Source organism: Gordonia sp. (in: high G+C Gram-positive bacteria) (genome assembly GCF_012515855.1).
Classification (GTDB): Bacteria; Actinomycetota; Actinomycetes; order Mycobacteriales; family Mycobacteriaceae; genus Gordonia.
In genome coordinates this window covers 41,136-62,160 of record NZ_JAAYXO010000204.1, presented here as the reverse complement: position 1 = coordinate 62,160, position 21,025 = coordinate 41,136, and the positions used below count along the sequence as shown (strand labels likewise).

Below are 21,025 nucleotides of genomic sequence, written 5' to 3'. Positions count from 1 at the left end.
GAACCCTGCTGTCACCGATCCGGTGAATCCGACCGACAAGAAGTCGGCATAGCCGCACCCGACCGGAGTGCGCAGACTCTCTTTCGGCCGATTCGACCCGCGTAACCGGCGCAGCAAGGTCAATCCCGACGGCTCGATGCCGTTGGCCGAGCATCTTTACGAGCTCCGGAACCGGCTCGTCATCTCGATGGCAGCGATCGCGCTGACCACGATCATCGGTTTCGTCTGGTACAGCCACGGGCTCCTGTGGACCCAGTCGTTGGGCGATCTGCTCCGCGGGCCATACTGCGACCTGCCGCCGGACACCCGGGCCACGCTGACGACCGACGGCGAGTGTCGACTGCTCGCGACCGGTCCGTTCGATCAGTTCATGCTGCGCCTGCAGGTCGCGCTCACCGCGGGCATCGTCCTGGCGTGCCCCATCTGGATCCTCCAGATCTGGCGATTCATCACCCCGGGCCTCAAGAAGAACGAACGCCGCTACGCGGTCAGCTTCGTCTCCGCCGCCAGTGTGCTGTTCGTCGCGGGCGTGGTGTTGGCCTACCTGGTCGTCGCCAAGGCGTTCGAGTTCCTGTTGACCGTCGGCAACGACGTGCAGGTCTCGGCATTGACCGGTGACGCGTACTTCGGGTTCATGCTTCGTCTGCTGATTCTCTTCGGCATCAGCTTCGAGCTCCCGCTGCTCATCATCGCGCTCAACCTCGTCGGCATCCTGACCTACGAGCGACTCAAGCGGTGGCGTCGCGGCCTCATCTTCACGATGTTCGTGTTCGCGGCGATCGTGACGCCGGGCCAGGATCCGTTCACCATGACCGCGCTCGCCTTCGCGTTGACGGTACTGCTGGAGTTCGCGATTCAGGTGGCGCGCCTGCACGACAAACGCAAGGCCAAGCGGGCACCCGACTGGGAGTCGCTGCCCGACGATCAAGCGTCTCCGCTGGGACGGTCGGACGGGCTCGGGGACTCCGATGCGATCGGCCGACCCGGTGCCATCGAGCGCGCCGGTGCGCTCGGCGCGAGCACGGACCGCAAATCCATTCGGACCGACGAGGCATTCGATGACATCCTGTAGGTGATGACCATCGACGACCTCTCGGTTCCGGGGCCACAGTTGGCCGCTTTCAGCGACCGGCTCGGCTTCTCCCTCGACCAGTTCCAGCTCCAGGCGTGCTCCGCCCTCGAACGTGGCCTCGGCGTGCTCGTCTGCGCGCCCACCGGGGCGGGCAAGACGATCGTCGGCGAGTTCGCCGTCTTCCTCGCGCTCGCCCAGGGCACCAAGTGCTTCTACACCACACCGATCAAGGCCCTCAGCAACCAGAAATACCACGACCTCGTCGAGGTGCACGGCGCCGAGAACGTCGGCCTGCTGACCGGAGACAACTCCATCAACTCGTCGGCTCCGGTCGTCGTGATGACCACCGAAGTGCTGCGGAACATGCTGTACGCGGATTCGACCGCGCTGCACGACCTCTCCCACGTGGTGATGGACGAGGTCCACTTCCTTGCCGATCGGTTCCGCGGAGCCGTGTGGGAAGAAGTCATCCTCGGGCTCGATCCGTCGGTCCGAGTCGCGAGCCTGTCGGCGACGGTCAGCAACGCCGAGGAGTTCGGTGATTGGATCACCGCCGTCCGCGGCGATACCGCCGTGATCGTGGACGAACACCGTCCGGTCCCGCTGCACCAGCACATGCTGGTGGGTAACCGGATGTTCGGATTGTTCGACCACAAGCACCCCAAGCAGGTGAATCCAGAGCTCAACCGCCACATCAAACACCGACTGCTGTCCGACGACGCCGTCGGCAACTACCGCGAACGAGTGGCCCGTGAGCGACGGCGCGGCGGCCTCGGCATCTCGCGGCCGCGGATGATCCAGATCCTCGACGAGAACGACCTGCTGCCGGCGATCACCTTCATCTTCTCCCGCAAGAACTGCGACGCCGCGCTCATGCAGTGCCTGCGGTCGGACCTCAATCTGCTCGACGCGTCGCAGGCCGCGGCCGTCGACGCGATCGTCGAGCGCCACCTGACCGAACTCTCGCCCGGCGACGCCGACGTCCTCGGCGTGGACCAGTGGGTCGAGGGGCTCCGGCGGGGTTTCGCGGCGCACCACGCCGGACTGCTGCCGATGTTCCGGCAGGCCGTCGAAGAGATGTTCGTCGCCGGGCTGGTACAGGTGGTGTTCGCGACCGAGACCCTGGCCCTCGGCATCAACATGCCCGCGCGGAGCGTGGTCCTCGAACGCCTGGTGAAGTACAACGGTGAGGCGCATGTCGACCTGACTCCGGGGGAGTACACCCAGCTCACCGGGCGCGCTGGACGACGCGGCATCGACGTCGAAGGGCACGCGGTCGTCGTATGGACCCCCGAGGTGGTGCCCGATCGGGTCGCCGGCCTGGCCGGTGCGCGCACGTTCCCGCTTCGCAGTTCGTTCTCGCCCGAATACAACATGGCGATGAATCTGATCGACCGCCTGGGCGTCGACGGGTCACGCGAACTGCTGCGGCGGTCGTTCGCGCAGTTCCAGACCGACCGCTCGGTGGTCGGACAGGCGCGCCAGCTCGACCGCGCGCGAATGACCCTCCGCAAGGTCGATTCCGAGCTCCAGCAGTCCACCGAGCGCAAGGGGCTGGCCCCCGACGCGTTCCTGCAGTACGTCTCGCTCCGCGAGGACATCAAGCGTCAAGAACGAGCGGCCAAGTTCACTCGGCGCATGCAGGCGTCGGAGGCGGTGTCCGAAGACCTTCTCGCGCTCAAGCCGGGTCACGTGATCGGGCTCAACACCGGACGGCATCGGGGCCTCGCGGTGGTCATCGAACCGGCCAGCATGGACTTGGACCCGAAGCCGTTGGTGATGTGCGAGGACGGCTGGACCGGTCGCGTCGGCGTCCGCGACTTCGTCAACCCGCCCGAGGTGCTCGGCAATCTCCGCATCCCGAAGTCCGCGAACCGGCGCAGCTCGCACGGGCGCCGCGAGATCGTCGGCATGCTCCGGTCGAGCGGGATCGATCGACCGCGCGGACGCAACACCAAGAAACAGAAGTCCACCGAGAGCGACCTGCGGCTCACCGAACTGCGCAACCGACTGCGCAAGCACCCCGTGCACAAGCTCACCGGCATCGACGAACTGCATCGTCTCGCCGAGCGTCGCCACCGACTGATTCGCGACATCAACGACCTCGAACGAGCCGTCGACGAGCGCACCGCGGCCCTGGAGACCGAGTTCGACGCCGTCACCGGAGTGCTCACCGAACTGTCGTATCTGGAGACCGACGAGACGGGCGAGCTGGTCGTCACGCCGACCGGGGCGGTGCTGCGCCGGATCTACTCCGAGAACGATCTCCTCGTGGCCGAGTGCATCCGGGCGGGCATCTGGGACCGGCTGTCGGCCCCCGATCTGGCGGCGGTCGTCTCGACGATGGTCTACGAGTCGCGCCGCGACTCCTACTCGGGCGGCATCGATTCGATGCCGGGCAACAAAGCCCTGCGCGACGCACTGGTCTCGACGGTCCAGGTCTGGGAGGCCACCAATGAGATTCAGGAGCGGCACGGAGTCGTTCAAACACGCGAACCGGATACCGGATTCTGCGTCGCCGTCGGCGCCTGGGCGGCCGGTCGGTCGTTGCGCGAAGCCCTGCTCGCCGCCGCCGAGCGCGGGCAGATGCTCTCACCTGGAGACTTCGTGCGGTGGAATCGCCAGGTCATCGACCTGCTGGAGCAGGTGCGCGGGAGCGTCGACCCCGATGCTCCGCTCGCCTCCGCTGCGCGCCGTGCTGTCAAGGGCATCCGACGAGGAGTCGTGGCTTCCGAATTGGACGCTGACACTGCTGTAACGTGACAGCGGCCAGCGCTTACGGGGCAATTGTTGAGGAGGAAGGCGCGAGATGACGAACGGTGACGAGCCCACCAACCCGGTGAACCCGCCGGAGGAGAAGACGACGGTGGTGCAGCGCCCGGATTCGTCGCAGAGCCCCGCCAACGCGGACGGCAACCAGTCCGCCGCTGCGGCAACGCAGGTCGGCCAGCAGGCGCCGAATCAGCCCGTCCCCCCGCAGAACCCCTGGCAGCAGGGACAGGCCGGTGGCTTCTCGGCACCGCAGCCGCAGTACGGCCAGCCCGCCCAGCAGCAGTTCGGGCAACCCCAGCAGCAGTTCGGGCAACAGCAGCCTGCGTTCGGCCAGCCCGACTACTCCCAACAGCAGTTCGGTCAGGCTCCGCCTCAGCCGGGCCAGTTCGGTCAGACACCGCAGGGCGCACCCGCCTACGGTCAGTCGGTTCCGGGGCAACAGCAGTTCGGTCAGCAACCGTTCGGTCAGCAACCGACGGGCGATCCCACGCTGAACCCGTACGCTCCTGCCGCACAGCCGGCCAAGAAGAATGTCGGCAAGCTGGTCGGCATCGGTGCGGGTCTTCTCGCGATCATCGCCGCCGTCCTTGCGATCACCGCGTTCTGGCTTCCCGGATGGGCGGGCAAGGATCTCAACCAGACTGCGGTGCAGGACGGCGCCACCAAGATCCTGACCGATCCGGAACCGGAGGGCTACGGACTCAAGGACGTGACGGACGTCGAGTGCCCCAGCGGCCAGAAGGTCGAGGCAGGCGCCACGTTCACCTGCTCCCTGAAGGTCAACGGTGAGAACAAGCACGTCACCATCACCATCAAGGACAGCGACGGGACCTACGAGGTCTCACGTCCGACCAACTGAACCTTGAACGCCCGTCAGGCCCGGCCTCGTGCCGGGCCTGACTGCTGTTCGGGGGACGGGGACTCGACGATCCCGTTCCGGACAGTCACGCCCACCCGAGTGCCGCGCCCAGGCGGCCGATGCTCGCGTCGATCCCCAGTTCTTCGACGAGGGCGTCGAGTCCCGCGGGATCGGCCGGTGCCGCGGGGAGGACGTCGGACTCGCGGCTGTCGATCGTGTCGGCGTCGGTCCGGACGGCGACCACCACCCGCGCCGCCGACAGGTACTCCTTCGAGTTCTGGATCGAGTTGCGCGCTCGCGCCGGTACCGCGGACTTGTCGTCGTAGGCGGCCGCTTCCAGCGCATCGAGCGATGCGAACTGGGTGAGCAGCTTGGCTCCGGTCTTCTCACCGATGCCGGGAACGCCGGGCAGTCCGTCGGATGGATCGCCGCGGAGCATCGACATCTCGGCGTAGGCCACTCCCGCACGTTCGGCGGGGACACCGTACTTCTCCGCGACCTCTTCCGGACCCATCAATTCGGCCTTCGCCAGCCCACGGCCCACATACAGCACCCGAACCGGAACGGGGTCGTCGGCGACCACCTGGAGCAGGTCTCGATCGCCGCTCACCACGAGGACGTCGTCGACGGCCTCGTGGAAGGCCAGCGTGCCGATCACGTCGTCGGCCTCGCAGCCCTCTGCGCCGGAGGTCGCGATCCCCGCACAGCGCAACACGTTCAGGATCATGTCGACCTGCGGGGTCAGGGTGTCGGGGACCTCTTCGGCGCCGTCGCCGGCCTCGGCCACCCGGTGCGCCTTGTACGACGGAATCAGATCGGTGCGAAACTTGGGTCGCCAGGCCAGATCCAGGCACACCACCAGGCGTGTCGGCTGATGCGTGGAGACCAGGGCCGCGATGGTGTCGACGAACCCGCGGACGGCGTTGACGGGTCTGCCGTCGGGTGCCGTCATCTTCTCCGGCAGCGCATAGAACGAACGAAACCACAGACTTGCTCCGTCGAGGAGCATCACCGATCCGGTCATGTGAACAGCCTTCCACAGGGGTGAAATAATCTGGTGGCATGGCCACCAGATTCTCGTCCGACGTGTACGCCCGGCGCCTGCAGCGCGCCGCCGAATTGACCCGCGACGCTGGATTCGATGCGATCGTCGTCGGCACCGGTCCCGACTTCCGGTACCTCACCGGTTCGGACGCCGAGACCTTCGAACGCCTGACGGCGCTGGTGATTCCGGCGAGCGGCGCGGTGCGAGTGGTGACCGCGCGACTCGAACTCGCATCGTTGCGCGAGTCGGCCATCGGCGATCTGGGCCTGGAGGTCGCCGACTGGGTCGACGGCGACGATCCGTATGCACTGGCGCTGGCCGGTCTGGGCGACGACGCGAAGCTCGCAGTGTCCGACGCACTGCCCGCGCTGCACCTGGTTCCCCTCGGGGATCGGACATCCGTCGCGCCGCAACTGGCCACCCCCGTCCTCCGGGAACTGCGCATGATCAAGGACGACGCCGAGCTCGCTGCGCTGCGCCGCGCCGGGGCCGCGATCGACCGAGTCCATGCCCGCATGGGTGAGTTCTTGAAGCCGGGACGCACCGAAGCCGCCGTGGCCGCAGACATCGACGCCGCGATCCGCGCCGAGGGACATGACCTCGCCGAGTTCATCATCGTCGGCTCCGGCCCGAACGGCGCCGACCCGCACCATGAGCACTCGGCCCGCGAGATCCAGGCCGACGACATCGTCGTGATCGATATCGGGGGACCGGTACACCCCGGCTACAATTCCGATTCCACACGCACCTACTGCTTCGCCGCTCCGCGACCCGACATCGCCGAGGCCTATGCGGCCCTGGAACGCGCACAGGCCGCGGCGGTCGCCGCGGTCCGTCCCGGAGCGACCGCGGAGAGCATCGATGCCGCGGCGCGCGAGATCCTCGTCGACGCGGGCCTCGGCGACAAGTTCATCCATCGCACCGGCCACGGCATCGGGCTCTCGGTGCACGAGGAGCCGTACATCGTCGCGGGCAACCACGACGTCCTCCGCGAAGGCATGGCCTTCAGCGTCGAACCCGGCGTGTACTTCGCAGGCGACTGGGGCGCCCGCATCGAGGACATCGTGATCGTGACGAGCGACGGGTGCGAGCCGGTCAACACCCGCCCCCACCACCTGGTGATCCTCCCGGGCTAACCGCTCGCCTCGGAGACGACCGTCTCGAACATGTTCGCCGACCCCATCGCTCGCGCGATGTCCATCTCGATGACGACCCGGCGCGGATTCGCCTTGGGCTGTCGGTAGCGGGCCGCGTAACGGGCTTCGGCGTCGGCGACAGACTCCGCGTCCCGCCGCACGACCACCGGCCCTTCGAGGGTGAGCCATCGCGGTCCGTCGACGTGCGTCAGGGCCGCGTACGCGCCGCGCTCCGCGTTCCGGACCTTCTGCGAGCCGTCGAACGTGATGACGCGCGCCTTTGCCGCGTCGGCGTCGAACGTCAGGCCTACCGCCACCACGTGCGGGGTGCCGTCCGCGCGCAAGGTCGTGAGACTCGCGAGGTGGTACTCCGACAGCATGCGGTGGGCTTCTGCGGACAGGTCTGCGACGGTGCGGCTCATGCCGGTAACGGTATCGACGGTCGCGAGGTCGCGGCTACCCGCGTGACCCGTCGGTGCCGCGGAGACGGAATACTGGCAGTCGTGGGAACAATCGTAGTCTTCGGCGGACGCAGCGAGATCGGCGTCGCCACCGCAGCACGCCTGGCGAACGGCAACCGCGTGGTCTTGGCGGCGCGCCGCCCCGACGACCTCGCGGAGCAGACCGCGCAACTGCTCGACGCCGGTGCGACTGCCGTCGACGCAGTCGCCTTCGACGCCGACGACATCGCGTCGCATCCGCCGCTGATCGACGCCCTGTTCGCCGGTTCCGAGTCCATCGACGTCGCGATCATCGCGTTCGGCATCCTCGGTGACGCCGCACGCGCCGAGACCGATGTGGAACACGCCCTGCAGATCGCGCATACCGACTACTACGCGCAGATCAGCGTCATGACGCCCCTCGCCGTGGCGCTGCGCGAGCAGGGGAGCGGCACCATCATCGCGTACTCGTCGGTGGCGGGCGTTCGCGTCCGACGTGCCAACTACGTCTACGGATCCACCAAGGCCGGCCTCGACGGCTACGCCAGCGGGCTGGCCGACGCGCTCCACGGGTCGGGCGTGCATCTGCTTCTGGCCCGACCCGGGTTCGTGATCGGCGAGATGACGCGGGAACTGATGGCGTCCGGGGTGAAGCCCGCGCCGTTCTCGCGGACCGCCGATCAAGTGGCCGACGCCGTCGCCAAGGCCTACCGCAAGGGCAAGGGCGAGGTCTGGATCCCCGGTGTCCTCCGACCGATGTTCTTCGGGATGCGCCTGCTGCCGCGCGCCGTCTGGCGTCGGCTTCCGCGTTAGTCCGCGCTGAGACCTGGTCGGTCCGCGCGAGCCCACGGCGAACTCGCGTCGAAGATGAAGCCCTGCGGCGCCAGGACGCGGACCACGGTCTCCGCAACGCCCTCGGTGAGGTCGGGGATCAGGATCTCCGACGCCGCGGTGAAGTGCACGGGCGTCCCGATGGCCGCGGCGTACCGGGCCTGCAGGACCGTGAGGCGCCGGTGTTCGGTCACCGCTCCCAGTAGGACGCGACCGTCCGCCTGCCCGAACCACCCGACGGCGGGCCCTTCGACGGGCTCCGCGAGTGCGGCCAGCGGCGAGGTGCTGTCCCCGCTGTCCGCGACTTCCGTGTCCGACCCGGTCGTACTCAATCCCGCCTCCCGCAGCCGATCGCCGAAGCTCTCCGCGTGGACGTCCGCGATTCCGTAGACGAGCAGGTGTGCGTGCGCGGCGATCTCGATCCGACCGTCGCCGAACTCCTCGACCGCCAGAGCCAGCAGCTCGAGGGCTTCTGCCTCGATCCGCCGATCGGCCAGCCTCACGCGCGCGACGAGTCGGTCGCCTGGATTCTGCATCCCTCCAGAGTAAGTCCTGCCACAGGGGCGGGACTCGGGAGCAAAACCGGCGTCCCGCGCGTTGACTGAAGAGAACGCACCGCTGCGCCTTCGACGACGATGCTGTGGACGCGCGGACGATGCCAGAGAGGACCTGATATGCGCTACATCTTCGTCGGCTACGTGGTGGCCGAGATCGCAGCCTTCTGGGCGATGTTCCATTTCCTCGGTTTCGGCTGGGCTCTGCTCATCACGCTCGCCGCCACCGGCCTGGGCTATGTGATGCTCGCTCGCCGCGCACGCCACCTCGGAACCGACGTCCGCAAGGCGATGCGCCAGGAGATCGCCCCGGGCAAACCGCTGACCGACTCCGCGCTGTTCGGCGTCGCCGCGATGCTGACGATTCTGCCTGGCGTGGTCTCGACCGTCGTCGGTCTGATCCTGATGGCGCGACCGGTGCGGAAGCTGCTGAGTCCCGTCGTCGCCGCGACCGCGACCCGTCGAGCCACCCTGATGGCCGACCAGCTGACGGTGGTCAACATCGGCGGTCGTCCCGCGGGCGGTCGCGGATTCGGCTTCGGCGAGCACGAGTACATCGACGGCACCGTCGACGGCGTGGTCGTCGACACCACCGTCCGCAACCCCGACGGATCCGTCTTCGTCGATCTGCCCAAGCTGCCGCGCGCCGCGGGGGAGTGAATCGCGGGGGACCGCTCACGGCCCCGTAGGGGCCGAATGCGTTGCTGCCACGCCGACGTGAGCAAGGTGACGGGCGGACCCGGCGGAATGTCTGGGAGAATGGCCGACGTGACGACGCAGCTGCTCCTCGGAGGCATGGTCTACTCCTCGCCGGCAACCCCCGATGCCACGGCGATGGCGGTGACCGACGGAACGGTGGTGTGGGTCGGGTCCGACGACGTCGGACGCGCCCTGCACCCGGACGCGGAGGTCGTCGACCTGCAGGGCAGGTTCGTGAGCCCCGCATTCGTCGACTCGCACGTGCATCTCACCGACACCGGCATCGCGCTCGGCGGCCTCAACCTGACCGGCGCCACGAGCCGCACCGACTGCCTCCGACAGCTGGCCGAGTACCTGGCAGGTAACGACGACGAACTCGTCTGGGGTCTCGGATGGGACGCGTCGGCCTGGGCGGCCGACGTCGCGGGCGAAGACATGCCGCCCACCACCTCCGATATCGACGCTGTCGCAGGCGGCCGCGCCGTGTACCTCGCACGGATCGACGAGCACTCCGCGGCCGCGTCGAGCGCCCTGCGCCGCCTGGTCCCCGGACTCGACGCCGAACACGGCTACTCGCCCGAGCAGCCGCTGGTCGCCGACGCCCACCATCGCGTCCGGGCCACCGCCCGCAACCTCCTGAGCGCCTCGGCGCGAAGTCGGGCACAGCTCCTGGCGCTCGACCACGCGGCCTCCCGCGGCGTGGTCGCGGTCCACGAGAGCGGCGGCCCCGACATCAGCGGCATCGACGACTTCCGGTCGATCGCCGACATCGACCACGGCGTCGCCGTGCGTCGCTACTGGGGCGAGGCCGCGGCCTCCACCGATGAGGTCGCCGACATCCTCGCCCGCACCGGAGCCGACGCGATCGGCGGCGACCTCTTCGTCGACGGGGCACTCGGTTCGCACACCGCCTGGCTGTGCGAGCCGTACACCGACTGGACCAGTACCAGCGGCGTCAGCTACCTGTCCGAGCAGGTGATCCTCGACCACCTCCGGGCCACCACACAGGCACGCGTGCAGGCCGGCTTCCACATGATCGGCGACGCCGCCGCGGCCGCCGTCGCATCCGCACTCGAGGTGCTGGCGGCCGAACTCGGGACCCCGGCTCTCGCCAGTTGCGTCCACCGCCTCGAACACGCCGAGATGGTGACTCCCGAGCAGGCGGAGATCTTCGCTCGCTGCGGCGCCGTCGCCAGCATGCAGCCACTGTTCGATGCCGCGTGGGGCGGCGCAGACGACCTGTACGCCAAGCGGCTCGGCGAGCGCGGCGGTTCCCTGAACGACTTCGCGATGCTGGCCAAGGCCGGAGTGGCACTGGCCTTCTCGAGCGATTCCCCGGTGTGCGCCATCGACCCGTGGGCGACGGTTCGCGCCGCCGCGCATCACCGCACCGCGACCAGTTCCATCTCGCCGCGCGCGGCCTTCGCGGCATCGACGCGCGGCGGTTGGCGAGCGGCAGGCATCAACGACGGCGTCACCGGGACCCTGGTGCCCGGCGCTCCAGCGCACTACGCGGTGTGGGACGTCGACGAATTGGTGGTGGCGGCGTCCAGCGAAGGCGTCCAGCGCTGGTCGACCGATCCGCGCTCCCGGGTGCCCGCGTTGCCCGACGTGTCCCCGGACGCGAAGCTGCCGGTCTGCGTGGAGACGGTGTCCGCCGGCCGAACCATCTTCCGTCGCGCGTGAGCACCTCGACGTCCGTGGCCGATCCGGTCGACCGCGATACCTCCGAGCCGTCGTTCGCGGTCACCTGGTGGCACCGGGTGATCGTCGCCGCTGCGGCGGGCGGCCTGATGTACGCGACCTTCCCGCCGAACCGGTACGTCTGGTGGCTGGCACCGATCGCGCTCGGCTTGCTGTACGCGGCGATGACCGTCGGACGACCGTCGACCCGCAGCAATGCGGGCTCGGGATTCGTCTTCGGCCTCGCGTTCTTCGTGCCGCTGCTGCCGTGGATCGGCGAGTACGTCGGCCCCCTGCCGTGGCTGGCACTGGCGGTCGTGATGGCGCTGTACACCGCGCTGTTCGGCGCCCTGGCGTCGGTGACGATGCGTCTGCGGTTCCGGCCCCTGTGGTTCGCTCTCAGCTGGGTCACGATCGAGGCGATCCGCTCGGCTTTCCCCTTCGGCGGGTTCCCCTGGGGCAATACCGCATTCAGTCAGGTGGAGGGCTGGTACCTGCCGCTGACATCCGTGATCGGCGCGCCGGGAGTCTCGGGCGTCATCGCATTGAGCGGGGCTGCCGCCGCTGCCTTCGTGATCACCCTGATCGGTCGGAGCCGCTCCGTGCTTCGCTCGACGACGGCCGGCCTCGCCCTCGCCGCCGTGGTGCTTCCGCTGGCCGTCGGCGGCATCCTCGCGGTGACCGGAAGCCCGTTGACCTCGACAGTCGGCGAGCGCGAGATCGCGGCGATCCAGGGCAATGTACCGCGCCTCGGCCTCGACTTCGCGGCCCAACGCCGCGCCGTGCTCGACAATCACGTTCGGCAGACATTGCGGATGTCGGCCGAAGTGATCGACGGCAGCCGTCCGCAACCCGACATGGTCCTGTGGCCGGAGAACGCCGCCGATGCGCCACCGACCGTCTACCAGGACTCGGCGGACAGCATTCGCGCCGCGGTCACCGCGGCGCGCGCACCGATCGCGTTCGGCACGTGGATTCCGAACGAGGGCGGCGGCGCGTCGAACTCGATCCTCCTGTGGGGCGAGACCGACGGCTTCGGCGATCCGGAGCCGTCCGGTCGCTACGACAAGCACATCATCCAACCGTTCGGCGAGTACCTGCCCTGGCGCGACTTCTTCCGGCTGTTCTCCTCGTACGCCGACCGGGCGGGCGACTTCCGTCCCGGCACCGGTCCCGCCGTCCTCACGGTGCCGACGCGCGACGGTGAGGTGACGATGGGTGTCGCCACGTGCTGGGAGGTCGCCTTCGACCGGGCCGCGCAGCAGTCGATCCGCGAAGGCGCGGAGTTCCTGTTCGTCCCGACCAACAATGCGACCTTCGGCAAGACCGACATGACTTACCAGCAACTGGCGATGTCTCAGGTGCGGGCCGTCGAGACCGGCCGCAGCGTGGTGGTCGCGGCGACCAGCGGGGTCAGTGCGCTGGTGGCACCGGATGGATCACTGATCTCCAGCAGCGAGATCTTCACTCCGGACATCCTGCAATCGAGCATCCAGATGCGTTCCGGGGAGACCCTGGCGGTCCGCTTCGGACCCTGGCCTCAGCGCCTGGTGATCCTCGTGACCGCCATCGCTTTTTTGTACGCGCTGGGTCGACGCACTAGCCTCGATATGTTCACCGGTCGGAGGGTACCGGTCACGGAGAAGGAGCACGATGGCCAGCAGGCTTCCTGAATCCCGCCTCGTCGGCGCGGACGGCGAAGGCGCCCTTGTCGTCATTCCGACGTTCAACGAGCGCGAGAACCTCCCGGTCATCGTCGACCGGCTGCTCACCGCGCAGACGGCGATTCACGTGTTGGTGGTCGACGATTCCAGCCCCGACGGGACCGGCGACGTCGCCGATCAGTTGGCGGCCGACGATGCCGCCGGACGCATCCACGTGATGCACCGAACCGTCAAGGACGGACTGGGCAAGGCATATCTGGCGGGCTTCGCGTGGGGACTCGAGCGCGACTACGCCGTCATCGTCGAGATGGACGCCGACGGCAGCCACGCGCCCGAGCAGCTGCACCGACTGCTCGATGCGATCAAAGACGGCGCCGACCTGGTCATCGGTTCGCGCTACGTGCCGGGTGGCCAGCTCGTCAACTGGCCCAAACGTCGGGAGTTCCTGTCCAAGGGCGCCAACACCTACGCGCGCCTGGCTCTCGGTGCGAAGGTGAAGGACATCACCGCGGGCTACCGCGCGTTCCGCCGCGAGGTGCTGGAGAAGATCGGCCTCGACCAGGTGGAGTCGGCGGGCTACTGCTTCCAGATCGACCTGGCGTGGCGCTCCTTGCAGAACGGTTTCACCATCCGCGAGGTGCCCATCACGTTCACCGAACGGGCGATCTGCGAGTCGAAGATGGACGGCGGCGTGATCGCCGAATCGTTCCTCAACGTCGCCCGATGGGGCATCGCAGGCCGGCTGGCCAAATTTGCCAGAAAGTAGACCTTTCGCCAAGAACGAGACAGGTCGCCAGCAGTAAACACGACCGGCAACGTACAGATCGGCCCCGGGAGATGCTCCCGGGGCCGATCTGTGTTCTCAGCCTGTGCCTGACGCCAGGGTCAGGCGCCGCCGCCGCGGCGACGCTGCTTCAGCAAGTCGAGGCGTTCGGTGAGCAGCACTTCGAGCTCGTCCTCGGAACGACGCTCCAGCAGCATGTCCCAGTGCGTGCGCGGGGGCTTGCCCTTCTTCTCCTCGGGGGCGCCACCCTCGAGCAGCTTGCCCTCCATGCCGTTCTTGCACGGCCAGGTGCCGGGGATCTCCGCTTCGTCGGCGAAAGGGATGTCGAAGATCTCGCCGTTGTCGGTGCGGTACTGGACGAGCCGACGCGGGGCGAGGTCGTGGTCGCGGTCGGTCTCGTAGCTAACCGCTCCGAGCCGGCTACCACGTAGAACTCGATCAGCCATGAAGTCTTCCTCTCAAACGGTCGGGTAACAGAACCATTCTACGCGGTCCGCGCGTCTGCGAGACTGACGCGGTACCGTCTCCTTTGTGTCCGAGCCCGTGTCCGAACCGACTTCCCGCCAACGCCCGTACGCGTGCGCCTGGTGCGGACGGCAGATGGTCGACTCCGAACGGGGTCGCAGGCGCAAGTACTGCAAGCGGTCGTGCCGCCAACGCGCCTATGAACAGAGAACGCTCGTCGAGGGCACGGCTATTCCCGAGGACGCGATAATCTTGAGTCCCACCGAGGCCGAGGGCCTCGGGGACCGGATGTTTCTGCTGCGCTGTGCCGCCGAGGATCTCTCGACGGCCATCGGGGAGAAGGCCGATCAGGACACCCTCGAGGAGTTGGCCGCCGAACTGCTGAAGCTGGCGCACGAAGCGGAACGACTCCGCTGAACCGGCGCGGGATCGCACCGGCGAGATTCACGTCACCGCCCTCGGTATCGGAATCCCGTGACCGCGAGTCACTAAGATCAATCAACGTGAACGACGAACGCCATCCCAGCGAGCGCGACGCCGTAGCCGTACCCCCGTCGGCGCTGCACCGTGCGAGCGAACTGCTGGCGCGGACCGACGAGAGCCAGGCCGCCGTTCGTGCGGCCCGTCTGGCTCGTAAACTCGCGCCCGGCGAGAACCGACTGGCTCCCGGCGACCGGACCTCGGACCGCGTGGCGCGCCTGCTGAACGACGTCCGTCCCGATCGCCCGAGCGCGGTGCGTGATCTGGGGCTGGCGTCGGTGGCGGTCTGGCAGTCGATGGTGGAGCGCCGTCGCCCCGAACCCTCCGGGCCCGTCCACGCGACGATTCTGTTCACCGATCTCGTCGGCTTCTCGTCCTGGGCGCTGCGTGCGGGCGACGACCAGGTCCTCGACCTCCTCCGCCGGGTCAACGCTGCCACCGAGCAGGTGATCAGCGCGCACCACGGACAGGTGGTCAAGACGCTGGGCGACGGCACCATGGCGGTGTTCGTCGACGCGGCAGCAGCCATTGCGGCCGCCCACGAAGCCGTGGGCGCCGTCAGCGCGATCGTGGTCGGCGACTTCCGTCCGGCGTTGCGCGCGGGTCTGCACACCGGAACTCCGCGGGCGGTCGGCGACGACTTCATCGGGGTCGACGTGAACGTCGCCGCGCGTGTGTGTGACGCGGCGGGAGGCGGTGAGGTGCTCGCGAGCGACGCCGCGCTGGCACAGGTCGACATCGACGATTTTCTCGTCCGGCGGCGGCGCTTCCGCGCCAAGGGCGTCCCGAAGGAGCTTCAGGTCTTCCGCGTGCTGCCCCGCTACAGCGATCCCCGATAGCCGCGGCCTCGATATCTCATGCCGTTCGACGACGACGAACTCGACGAGTTCTACCGGCGGATCGAATCGCGGACGGCTGCAGCCAACGCCAAGCCTCGTAAACGCAAGCGGGCGGTTCCGCAGGTGCAGTTCTCGTGCCCCACACCGGAGAAGATCGCCTACCCGACCCTGGCTGCGGTCACCGGCGCGATTCTGGCGATTGCTCGGCAGTCGCAGAGCCGTCCGTCGTTGCGGTCGTACGAGTGCGTCTGCGGGTCGTGGCACTTGACCAGCGCCGTCCCCAGACCGCCGCAGAAGCACTGAGAGCAGAGTCGCTGAGATACAGACAGCGCTGAATCTCCGCTGAAACAACGACGCCCGACGGAGAATCCGTCGGGCGTCGTTGTTGGCTGGTGCCGGGGACTATGCCGCGCCGAGCACTGCGATCGGCGAGTTGCCGAGCTGCATGGTCAGGCGCTGGCTCGCGCTCTGGTTCATTCGCTCAGACACGAGGTGAGCGAGGTTACGAATCCTGGACGCAAAGGTCGAACTGGTGCGAATACGCATCGTGGAACCCTCTCCGCTAGTTTCTGTCCATTCATTTGTAACCTAACGTCCAGCTGAAGTCAAGCTCCATTCCGCTCTCGTTCACTTTCCGTTCACCTTCGACAGCTTGGGTTTACTTTCGGTCAGTCCACCAGTGACGCAAGTCGCTCGATCTCCGCTGTCGAGCCCGCGGAGACCAGCATCGTCGTGACGCCGGCCTTCTCCCATACCTTGATCTGCTCGCGCACGTGGCTCTCGTCGCCGACGATCGCGGAGTCGTCGACCACCGCATCGGGGATGATCCGCGCGGCCTCGTCCTTGCGGTCGGAACGAAACAGCGCGGTCACCTCGTCGACCACATCGCTGTAGCCCATCCGGCGGTACACCTCCGCGTGGAAGTTGGTGTCCTCGCTGCCCATGCCGCCCATGTACAGGGCCAGGAACGGCTTGATGGCGGCGTAGGCGGCGTCCCGGTCGTCGGTCAGCACGATCTGCGCCACGGCCGCGACCTCGAACGTCTCACGGGTGTGGCGTGCGCCTGCGCGGGCGAAGCCCTCGTCGAGCCACGCGTTGTACTGGTCGGCCATCCGCGGCGTGAAGAACAGCGGCAGCCAGCCGTCGGCGATCTCCGCGGCCAAGGCGATGTTCTTCGGCCCCTCGGCGCCGAGGAAGATCGGGATGTCATTGCGCAGCGGGTGCACAATCGACTTCAGCGGCTTGCCCAGGCCGGTCGCATCGTCGTCGGCCAGCGGCAACGGGTAGTGCGGCCCGGCGTTCGTCACCGGCGCCTGCCGGGCCCAGACCTGGCGCATGATGTCGATGTACTCGCGGGTGCGTGCCAGCGGCTTGGCGAACTTCTGTCCATACCAGCCCTCGACCACCTGCGGACCGGAGACGCCCAGCCCGACGATGTGTCGACCGCCCGACAGATGATCGAGCGTCTGCGCAGCCATCGCGCACGCGGTCGGTGTGCGCGCCGACAGCTGGAGGACGGAGGTGCCGAGTCGTACGCGCTCGGTCTCGCTGCCGTACCAGGCGAGGGGAGTGTAGGCGTCCGACCCCCACGCCTCGGCCGTGTAGACGGCGTCGAACCCCGACCGATCGGCGGCGGCCACCAGTTCGCGGTGATTCGCGGGCGGCTGTGCGCCCCAGTACCCAAGTTGCAGACCAAGTTTCATGTCACGAGGCTATCGATCGTCCCGCCGTGTCGACAGGGTAAGCCGGTTTTCAGTCATTCCGTCCGCGGCCGAGGGGAAAGGGTTGGAGAACGCACCGCGTCCCGCCGGAGACGAGCTCCGACGGGACGCGGTGGAACGGGATTCGAGTGACGATCAGCCGTGCAGATCGAACCGATCGGCGTCCATGACCTGTGCCCACGCCTGGACGAAGTCGTCGACGAACTTGCCGGTCGCGTCGTCGGAACCGTAGACCTCGGCCAGCGCCCGCAGCTGCGAGTTGGAGCCGAAGACCATGTCGGCCCGCGAGGCGGTCCACTTCTGGTCTCCGCTAGCGAGGTCGGTGCCGACGTACGAGCCGTCGGACGCCTCGGCCCACGCGGTGTCCATGTCGAGGAGGTTCACGAAGAAGTCGTTCGACAGGACCTCCGGACGATCGGTCAGCACACCGTGCTGCGACGCACCGTGGTTGGCGCCCAACACGCGGAGTCCACCGACCAGCGCCGTCATCTGCGGCGCCGTGACGCCGAGCAGCTGGGCACGGTCCACGAGCAGGTACTCGGCCGGAATCGGAGCATCAGCGGCCAGGTAGTTGCGGAACCCGTCCCAACGCGGCTCCATCACCGTGAAGGAATCGACGTCCGTGTCCTCCTGCGACGCATCGGTGCGCCCCAGCGAGACCGGAACCTCGACGGTGTGACCGGCCGCCGCAGCGGCCTTCTCGACCGCCGCCGCGCCGCCCAGGACGATCACGTCGGCCACCGAGACCTTCTTGGCGCCGGACTCGGCGTTGAACGCCTCCGCGACGCCCTCCAGAACCGTGAGCGCCTTCTCCAGCTCGGCGGGCTCGTTGACGGTCCAGCTGCGCTGCGGCTCCAGACGAACGCGTCCACCGTTGGCGCCGCCGCGCTTGTCACTGCCGCGGAACGATGCCGCCGACGCCCACGCCGTCTTGACCAGCTGAGCCACCGTCAGTCCCGAGTCCAGGATCTGCCGCTTGATCGCCTTGGCATCGGCGGCGTCGATCTGCTCGTAGTCGGCCGCAGGCACCGGATCCTGCCAGATCAGCTCCTCGGAGGGCACCTCGTTGCCGAGGTAGCGCGACAGCGGACCCATGTCGCGGTGGGTCAGCTTGAACCATGCACGCGCGAAGGCGTCGGCGAACTCGTTGGGGTTCTCCAGGAACCGGCGCGAGATCTTGCCGTACGCCGGGTCTTCGCGCAGCGCGATGTCGGTGGTGAGCATCATCGGCTGGTGGCGCTTGTCCGGGTCGCCCGCGTCGGGCACGCTCGTGCTGCCCGCGTTGTCCTTCGGGCGCCACTGCGTGGCGCCGCCCGGGCCGGTGTACGTCTCCCACTCGTAGCCGTAGAGGGTCCAGAAGAAGTTGTTGTCCCAGGTGACCGGAGTGCTGTTCCAGGCGCCTTCGATGCCGGAGCTGATCGCGTCCACACCGACTCCGGTCTGGTACGAACCCTTCCAACCGAGGCCCATGTCCTCCAGCGGAGCGTCCTCGGGGAGCGGTCCGACGTACTCGTCGGCGACGGCCGCACCGTGCGTCTTGCCGAACGTGTGGCCGCCGGCGATGAGGGCGACGGTCTCCTCGTCATCCATCGCCATGCGGGCAAAGGTCTCGCGGATGTCGACGGCCGCCTTCAGCGGATCGGGGTTGCCGTTCGGGCCCTCGGGGTTGACGTAGATCAGACCCATCTGGACGGCTGCGAGCGGATTGTCGAGGTCGCGCTCGCCGGTGTACCGCTCATCGTCGAGCCAGGTGGTCTCCGGACCCCAGTAGACCTCTTCCGGCTCCCACTTGTCGGTGCGACCACCGGCGAAGCCGAAGGTCTTGAAGCCCATCGACTCCAGGGCAACATTGCCTGCGAAGATGATCAGGTCGCCCCACGACAGCTTGTTGCCGTACTTCTTCTTGATGGGCCACAGCAGACGACGTGCCTTGTCCAGGCCTGCGTTGTCCGGCCAGCTGCTCAGCGGGGCGAAGCGCTGCATGCCGTGGCCGCCGCCGCCGCGGCCGTCGGCCACGCGGTAGGTACCCGCCGAGTGCCAGGCCATCCGAATGAAGAGGGGACCGTAGTTGCCGTAGTCGGCGGGCCACCACGGCTTGGAGTCGAGCATGAGACTTTCGATGTCGCGTCGAACGGCGACGAGGTCGAGCGACTCGAAGGCCTCGGCGTAATCGAAGTCGGCGCCCATCGGGTTGCCTTCTGCCGGGTTCTCGGCCAGGAGTTTGAGGTTGAGCTGCTTGGGCCACCAGTCACGGTTGCCGCCACCCTCGGACGGAGAAGCCATCTGGCCCCCGTGTACCGGGCAGCCGGTTGCTTGCGATGCGGGCTGTTGGTCGGACACTTCAGTTCCTTTCGGTGAACGAACTCGGGTTGACGATCAGTTACTACGTGTCGCGCGGCCGGGATCCTCCGGTTCACGCGGGGTGTGGTCGGGCGCGCTGGGGTCTGTCGCGCTGGGGACGACTGCGGTCGCGTCGCCCGCGGTGCACTCGGGGCACACGCCCCAGTAGATGACTTCGGCCTCGTCGATGGCGAAGCCGTAGTCGGTTGATGCGTGCAGGCACGGGGCCTCGCCGACCGCGCAGTCGACGTCACGGACGGTGCCGCACACCCGGCAGACCAGGTGGTGATGGTTGTCCGCGATGCGGGTCTCGTACAGGGAGACATGGCCGGACGGCTGGATTCTGCGAATGAGCCCGGCGTCGGTCAGTGCGTGCAGAACGTCGTAGACGGCCTGCCGCGAGACCCCCGGCAGCTCCTGCCGTGCTGCCGCCAGGACCTCTTCGGTCTCCGCGTGCGGGTGAGCGTCGAGGACGGCCAGCACAGCGAGACGAGGCCGGGTGACTCGCAATCCGGCATCTCGAATGCTTGCGCTGTGATCTCTGGCGGCCATGACACCACTCTACATGCTTTTTGGACTCAGTCCAGTTTTATGTGGATTCGCCGTCTGATTGAAGTTCGCTACGGCGAGCGCCGCCGGAGTCGTGCTCGGCGGGGCCAGGAAGTCCCGCGGGCCGTACTGCATCATCGCGTCGACGACCTGCTGGGTGACTCCGGCGCGCAGCAGGTCCGGGATCACCCGGCCGGTCACCTGGAAGTAGTCCCACTCGGGCGCGACCTCCTGCCGTTTCGCCTCGTCGAACCAGTCGCTGAAGCAGAAGGCGTCATGCGAGAGCGCGATCTGATTCGCGTAGCCCTTGTCGATCAACGCCATCAACGTGGCGAAGCGATCGGAGTAGGGGAGCAAGACGTCGAGCCCGAACCGGTCGAGACCGAGAATCGAGCCGGCATCGGCGACCCGCATCAGGTAGTCGAGGTCTGTGGTGTCGCCGCAGTGCCCGATCTGAACGCGTGTCAGGTCGACGCCCTCCTCCGCCAACACTCGCTGCGCCACCAGACCCGACTTGGTGTGCGGATTGGTGTGCACGATGACCGGCGCCCCCGTGGCGACCGCGGCACGTCCGACCGCTCGCATCACCCGCTCCACGCCGGCGCTGAGACCTTCGGCTTCGATCGCACAGAAGAGGAAGCCCGCCTTGATCCCGGTATCGCCGACACCGACCGTCAGATCTCGAATGAACGCCGTGTCGAGGGGGTCCGGACCGTCGAACCCCAGCGCCGGACCGGTGTAGTGGAACTGAAACGGGAGGTCGTGGAAGGTGTACAGCCCCGTCGCCAGCACGATGTTCACCTCGACCTGCGCCGCGACCTTCGCGACGCGCTCGACGTTACGTCCGAGGCCTGCCACGGAGACGTCCAGCAGGGTGTCCACGCCGGCCGTCTTCAGGCTGTTCAGTCGCTCGACCGCGTTCGCGATCTGGGCGGCCTCGTCCCAGTCGGGCAGAAAGTTCAATCGGTAGTCCTCATTGAGGACGAATACGTGTTCGTGGGTGAGCGTCACTCCGAGTCGGTCCGCCCCGACAAGACCTGTCGCGGTGTTGATGCTCTCCATGACACCTCTCGCTGAAACCGATGCCGAAAG

At 67.9% G+C, this 21,025-nt stretch carries 20 protein-coding genes; 12 read left to right on the top strand and 8 right to left on the bottom strand.

Annotated elements, in window-relative coordinates:
* Positions 1–136 precede the first annotated feature (136 nt).
* From tatC to GX543_RS14850, 3 genes are read left to right on the top strand one after another with little or no spacing between them, the layout of a single operon-like run.
* Positions 137–1,072 (top strand): twin-arginine translocase subunit TatC, encoded by a 936-nt coding sequence (gene tatC, locus GX543_RS14860; protein ID WP_290852995.1) that lies wholly within the window; start codon positions 137–139, stop codon positions 1,070–1,072.
* Between the two features lie 3 nt (positions 1,073–1,075).
* The gene (locus GX543_RS14855; RefSeq protein WP_290852985.1) at positions 1,076–3,835 is read left to right on the top strand and encodes a DEAD/DEAH box helicase; all 2,760 of its coding nucleotides are present in this window, start codon (positions 1,076–1,078) and stop codon (positions 3,833–3,835) included.
* 46 nt (positions 3,836–3,881) lie between these two features.
* Complete coding sequence (locus tag GX543_RS14850; RefSeq protein ID WP_290852983.1) at positions 3,882–4,703, top strand: DUF4333 domain-containing protein; 822 nt, start codon at positions 3,882–3,884, stop codon at positions 4,701–4,703.
* An 85-nt stretch (positions 4,704–4,788) separates the two neighbouring features.
* Here GX543_RS14850 and GX543_RS14845 read toward each other — a convergent pair whose 3' ends face one another.
* A complete protein-coding gene (locus GX543_RS14845) occupies positions 4,789–5,712 on the bottom strand; it encodes a 5'-3' exonuclease (RefSeq protein WP_290852993.1) in 924 nt (307 codons plus the stop codon).
* Positions 5,713–5,765: 53 nt separating this feature from the next.
* On the opposite strand from GX543_RS14845, the gene GX543_RS14840 reads away from it, so the two are divergent.
* The gene (locus GX543_RS14840) at positions 5,766–6,884 is read left to right on the top strand and encodes a Xaa-Pro peptidase family protein (protein WP_290852981.1); all 1,119 of its coding nucleotides are present in this window, start codon (positions 5,766–5,768) and stop codon (positions 6,882–6,884) included.
* Here the strand turns inward: GX543_RS14840 and GX543_RS14835 are convergent.
* On the bottom strand, positions 6,881–7,306 hold the full coding sequence (locus tag GX543_RS14835; RefSeq protein ID WP_290852979.1) for a pyridoxamine 5'-phosphate oxidase family protein: 426 nt from the start codon (positions 7,304–7,306) through the stop codon (positions 6,881–6,883). The genes GX543_RS14840 and GX543_RS14835 overlap by 4 nt on opposite strands.
* 81 nt (positions 7,307–7,387) lie before the next feature.
* Here GX543_RS14835 and GX543_RS14830 point away from each other — a divergent pair, with 81 nt between their 5' ends.
* Positions 7,388–8,137 (top strand): SDR family NAD(P)-dependent oxidoreductase, encoded by a 750-nt coding sequence (locus GX543_RS14830; protein WP_290852976.1) that lies wholly within the window; start codon positions 7,388–7,390, stop codon positions 8,135–8,137.
* Here the strand turns inward: GX543_RS14830 and GX543_RS18820 are convergent.
* Positions 8,134–8,691 carry a hypothetical protein gene (locus GX543_RS18820; RefSeq protein ID WP_366929082.1) on the bottom strand — a complete coding sequence of 186 codons (558 nt, stop codon included), beginning with the start codon at positions 8,689–8,691 and terminating at the stop codon, positions 8,134–8,136. The genes GX543_RS14830 and GX543_RS18820 overlap by 4 nt on opposite strands.
* Positions 8,692–8,829: 138 nt before the next feature.
* Between GX543_RS18820 and GX543_RS14815 the strand changes: the two genes are divergently transcribed.
* The 4 genes from GX543_RS14815 (at position 8,830) to GX543_RS14800 (ending at position 13,521) form a co-directional block, all read left to right on the top strand.
* Positions 8,830–9,369 carry an FxsA family protein gene (locus GX543_RS14815; protein ID WP_290852974.1) on the top strand — a complete coding sequence of 180 codons (540 nt, stop codon included), beginning with the start codon at positions 8,830–8,832 and terminating at the stop codon, positions 9,367–9,369.
* Between the two features lie 108 nt (positions 9,370–9,477).
* Positions 9,478–11,094, top strand: coding sequence for an amidohydrolase family protein (locus tag GX543_RS14810; protein ID WP_290852972.1), 1,617 nt, complete (start codon positions 9,478–9,480; stop codon positions 11,092–11,094).
* A gap of 107 nt (positions 11,095–11,201) precedes the next feature.
* Positions 11,202–12,764, top strand: a complete 1,563-nt coding sequence (lnt, locus tag GX543_RS14805; protein ID WP_290852991.1) for an apolipoprotein N-acyltransferase — start codon at positions 11,202–11,204, stop codon at positions 12,762–12,764.
* Positions 12,745–13,521: a polyprenol monophosphomannose synthase gene (locus GX543_RS14800; protein WP_290852970.1), complete on the top strand. Its 777-nt coding sequence runs from the start codon at positions 12,745–12,747 to the stop codon at positions 13,519–13,521. The genes lnt and GX543_RS14800 overlap by 20 nt, the downstream gene beginning before the upstream one ends.
* Positions 13,522–13,640: 119 nt before the next feature.
* On the opposite strand, the gene GX543_RS14795 is transcribed toward GX543_RS14800, so the two are convergent.
* Complete coding sequence (locus tag GX543_RS14795; protein ID WP_290852968.1) at positions 13,641–13,985, bottom strand: RNA polymerase-binding protein RbpA; 345 nt, start codon at positions 13,983–13,985, stop codon at positions 13,641–13,643.
* Between the two features lie 154 nt (positions 13,986–14,139).
* Here GX543_RS14795 and GX543_RS14790 point away from each other — a divergent pair, with 154 nt between their 5' ends.
* The 3 genes from GX543_RS14790 to GX543_RS14780 all read left to right on the top strand — a co-directional run bounded on the left by GX543_RS14790 (position 14,140) and on the right by GX543_RS14780 (position 15,626).
* A complete protein-coding gene (locus GX543_RS14790; protein WP_290852966.1) occupies positions 14,140–14,421 on the top strand; it encodes a hypothetical protein in 282 nt (93 codons plus the stop codon).
* A gap of 86 nt (positions 14,422–14,507) precedes the next feature.
* On the top strand, positions 14,508–15,323 hold the full coding sequence (locus GX543_RS14785; protein WP_290852965.1) for an adenylate/guanylate cyclase domain-containing protein: 816 nt from the start codon (positions 14,508–14,510) through the stop codon (positions 15,321–15,323).
* Between the two features lie 18 nt (positions 15,324–15,341).
* Positions 15,342–15,626 (top strand): hypothetical protein, encoded by a 285-nt coding sequence (locus GX543_RS14780; protein WP_290852964.1) that lies wholly within the window; start codon positions 15,342–15,344, stop codon positions 15,624–15,626.
* 365 nt (positions 15,627–15,991) lie between these two features.
* Here GX543_RS14780 and GX543_RS14775 read toward each other — a convergent pair whose 3' ends face one another.
* The 4 genes from GX543_RS14775 to GX543_RS14760 all read right to left on the bottom strand — a co-directional run bounded on the left by GX543_RS14775 (position 15,992) and on the right by GX543_RS14760 (position 20,995).
* Positions 15,992–17,026, bottom strand: coding sequence for an LLM class F420-dependent oxidoreductase (locus tag GX543_RS14775; RefSeq protein WP_290852961.1), 1,035 nt, complete (start codon positions 17,024–17,026; stop codon positions 15,992–15,994).
* 153 nt (positions 17,027–17,179) lie between these two features.
* A complete protein-coding gene (gene katG, locus GX543_RS14770; RefSeq protein ID WP_290852959.1) occupies positions 17,180–19,384 on the bottom strand; it encodes a catalase/peroxidase HPI in 2,205 nt (734 codons plus the stop codon).
* Positions 19,385–19,420: 36 nt separating this feature from the next.
* Positions 19,421–19,936: a Fur family transcriptional regulator gene (locus GX543_RS14765; protein ID WP_290852957.1), complete on the bottom strand. Its 516-nt coding sequence runs from the start codon at positions 19,934–19,936 to the stop codon at positions 19,421–19,423.
* Positions 19,937–19,945: 9 nt separating this feature from the next.
* Positions 19,946–20,995, bottom strand: coding sequence for a phosphotriesterase-related protein (locus GX543_RS14760; protein ID WP_290852954.1), 1,050 nt, complete (start codon positions 20,993–20,995; stop codon positions 19,946–19,948).
* Positions 20,996–21,025 lie beyond the last annotated feature (30 nt).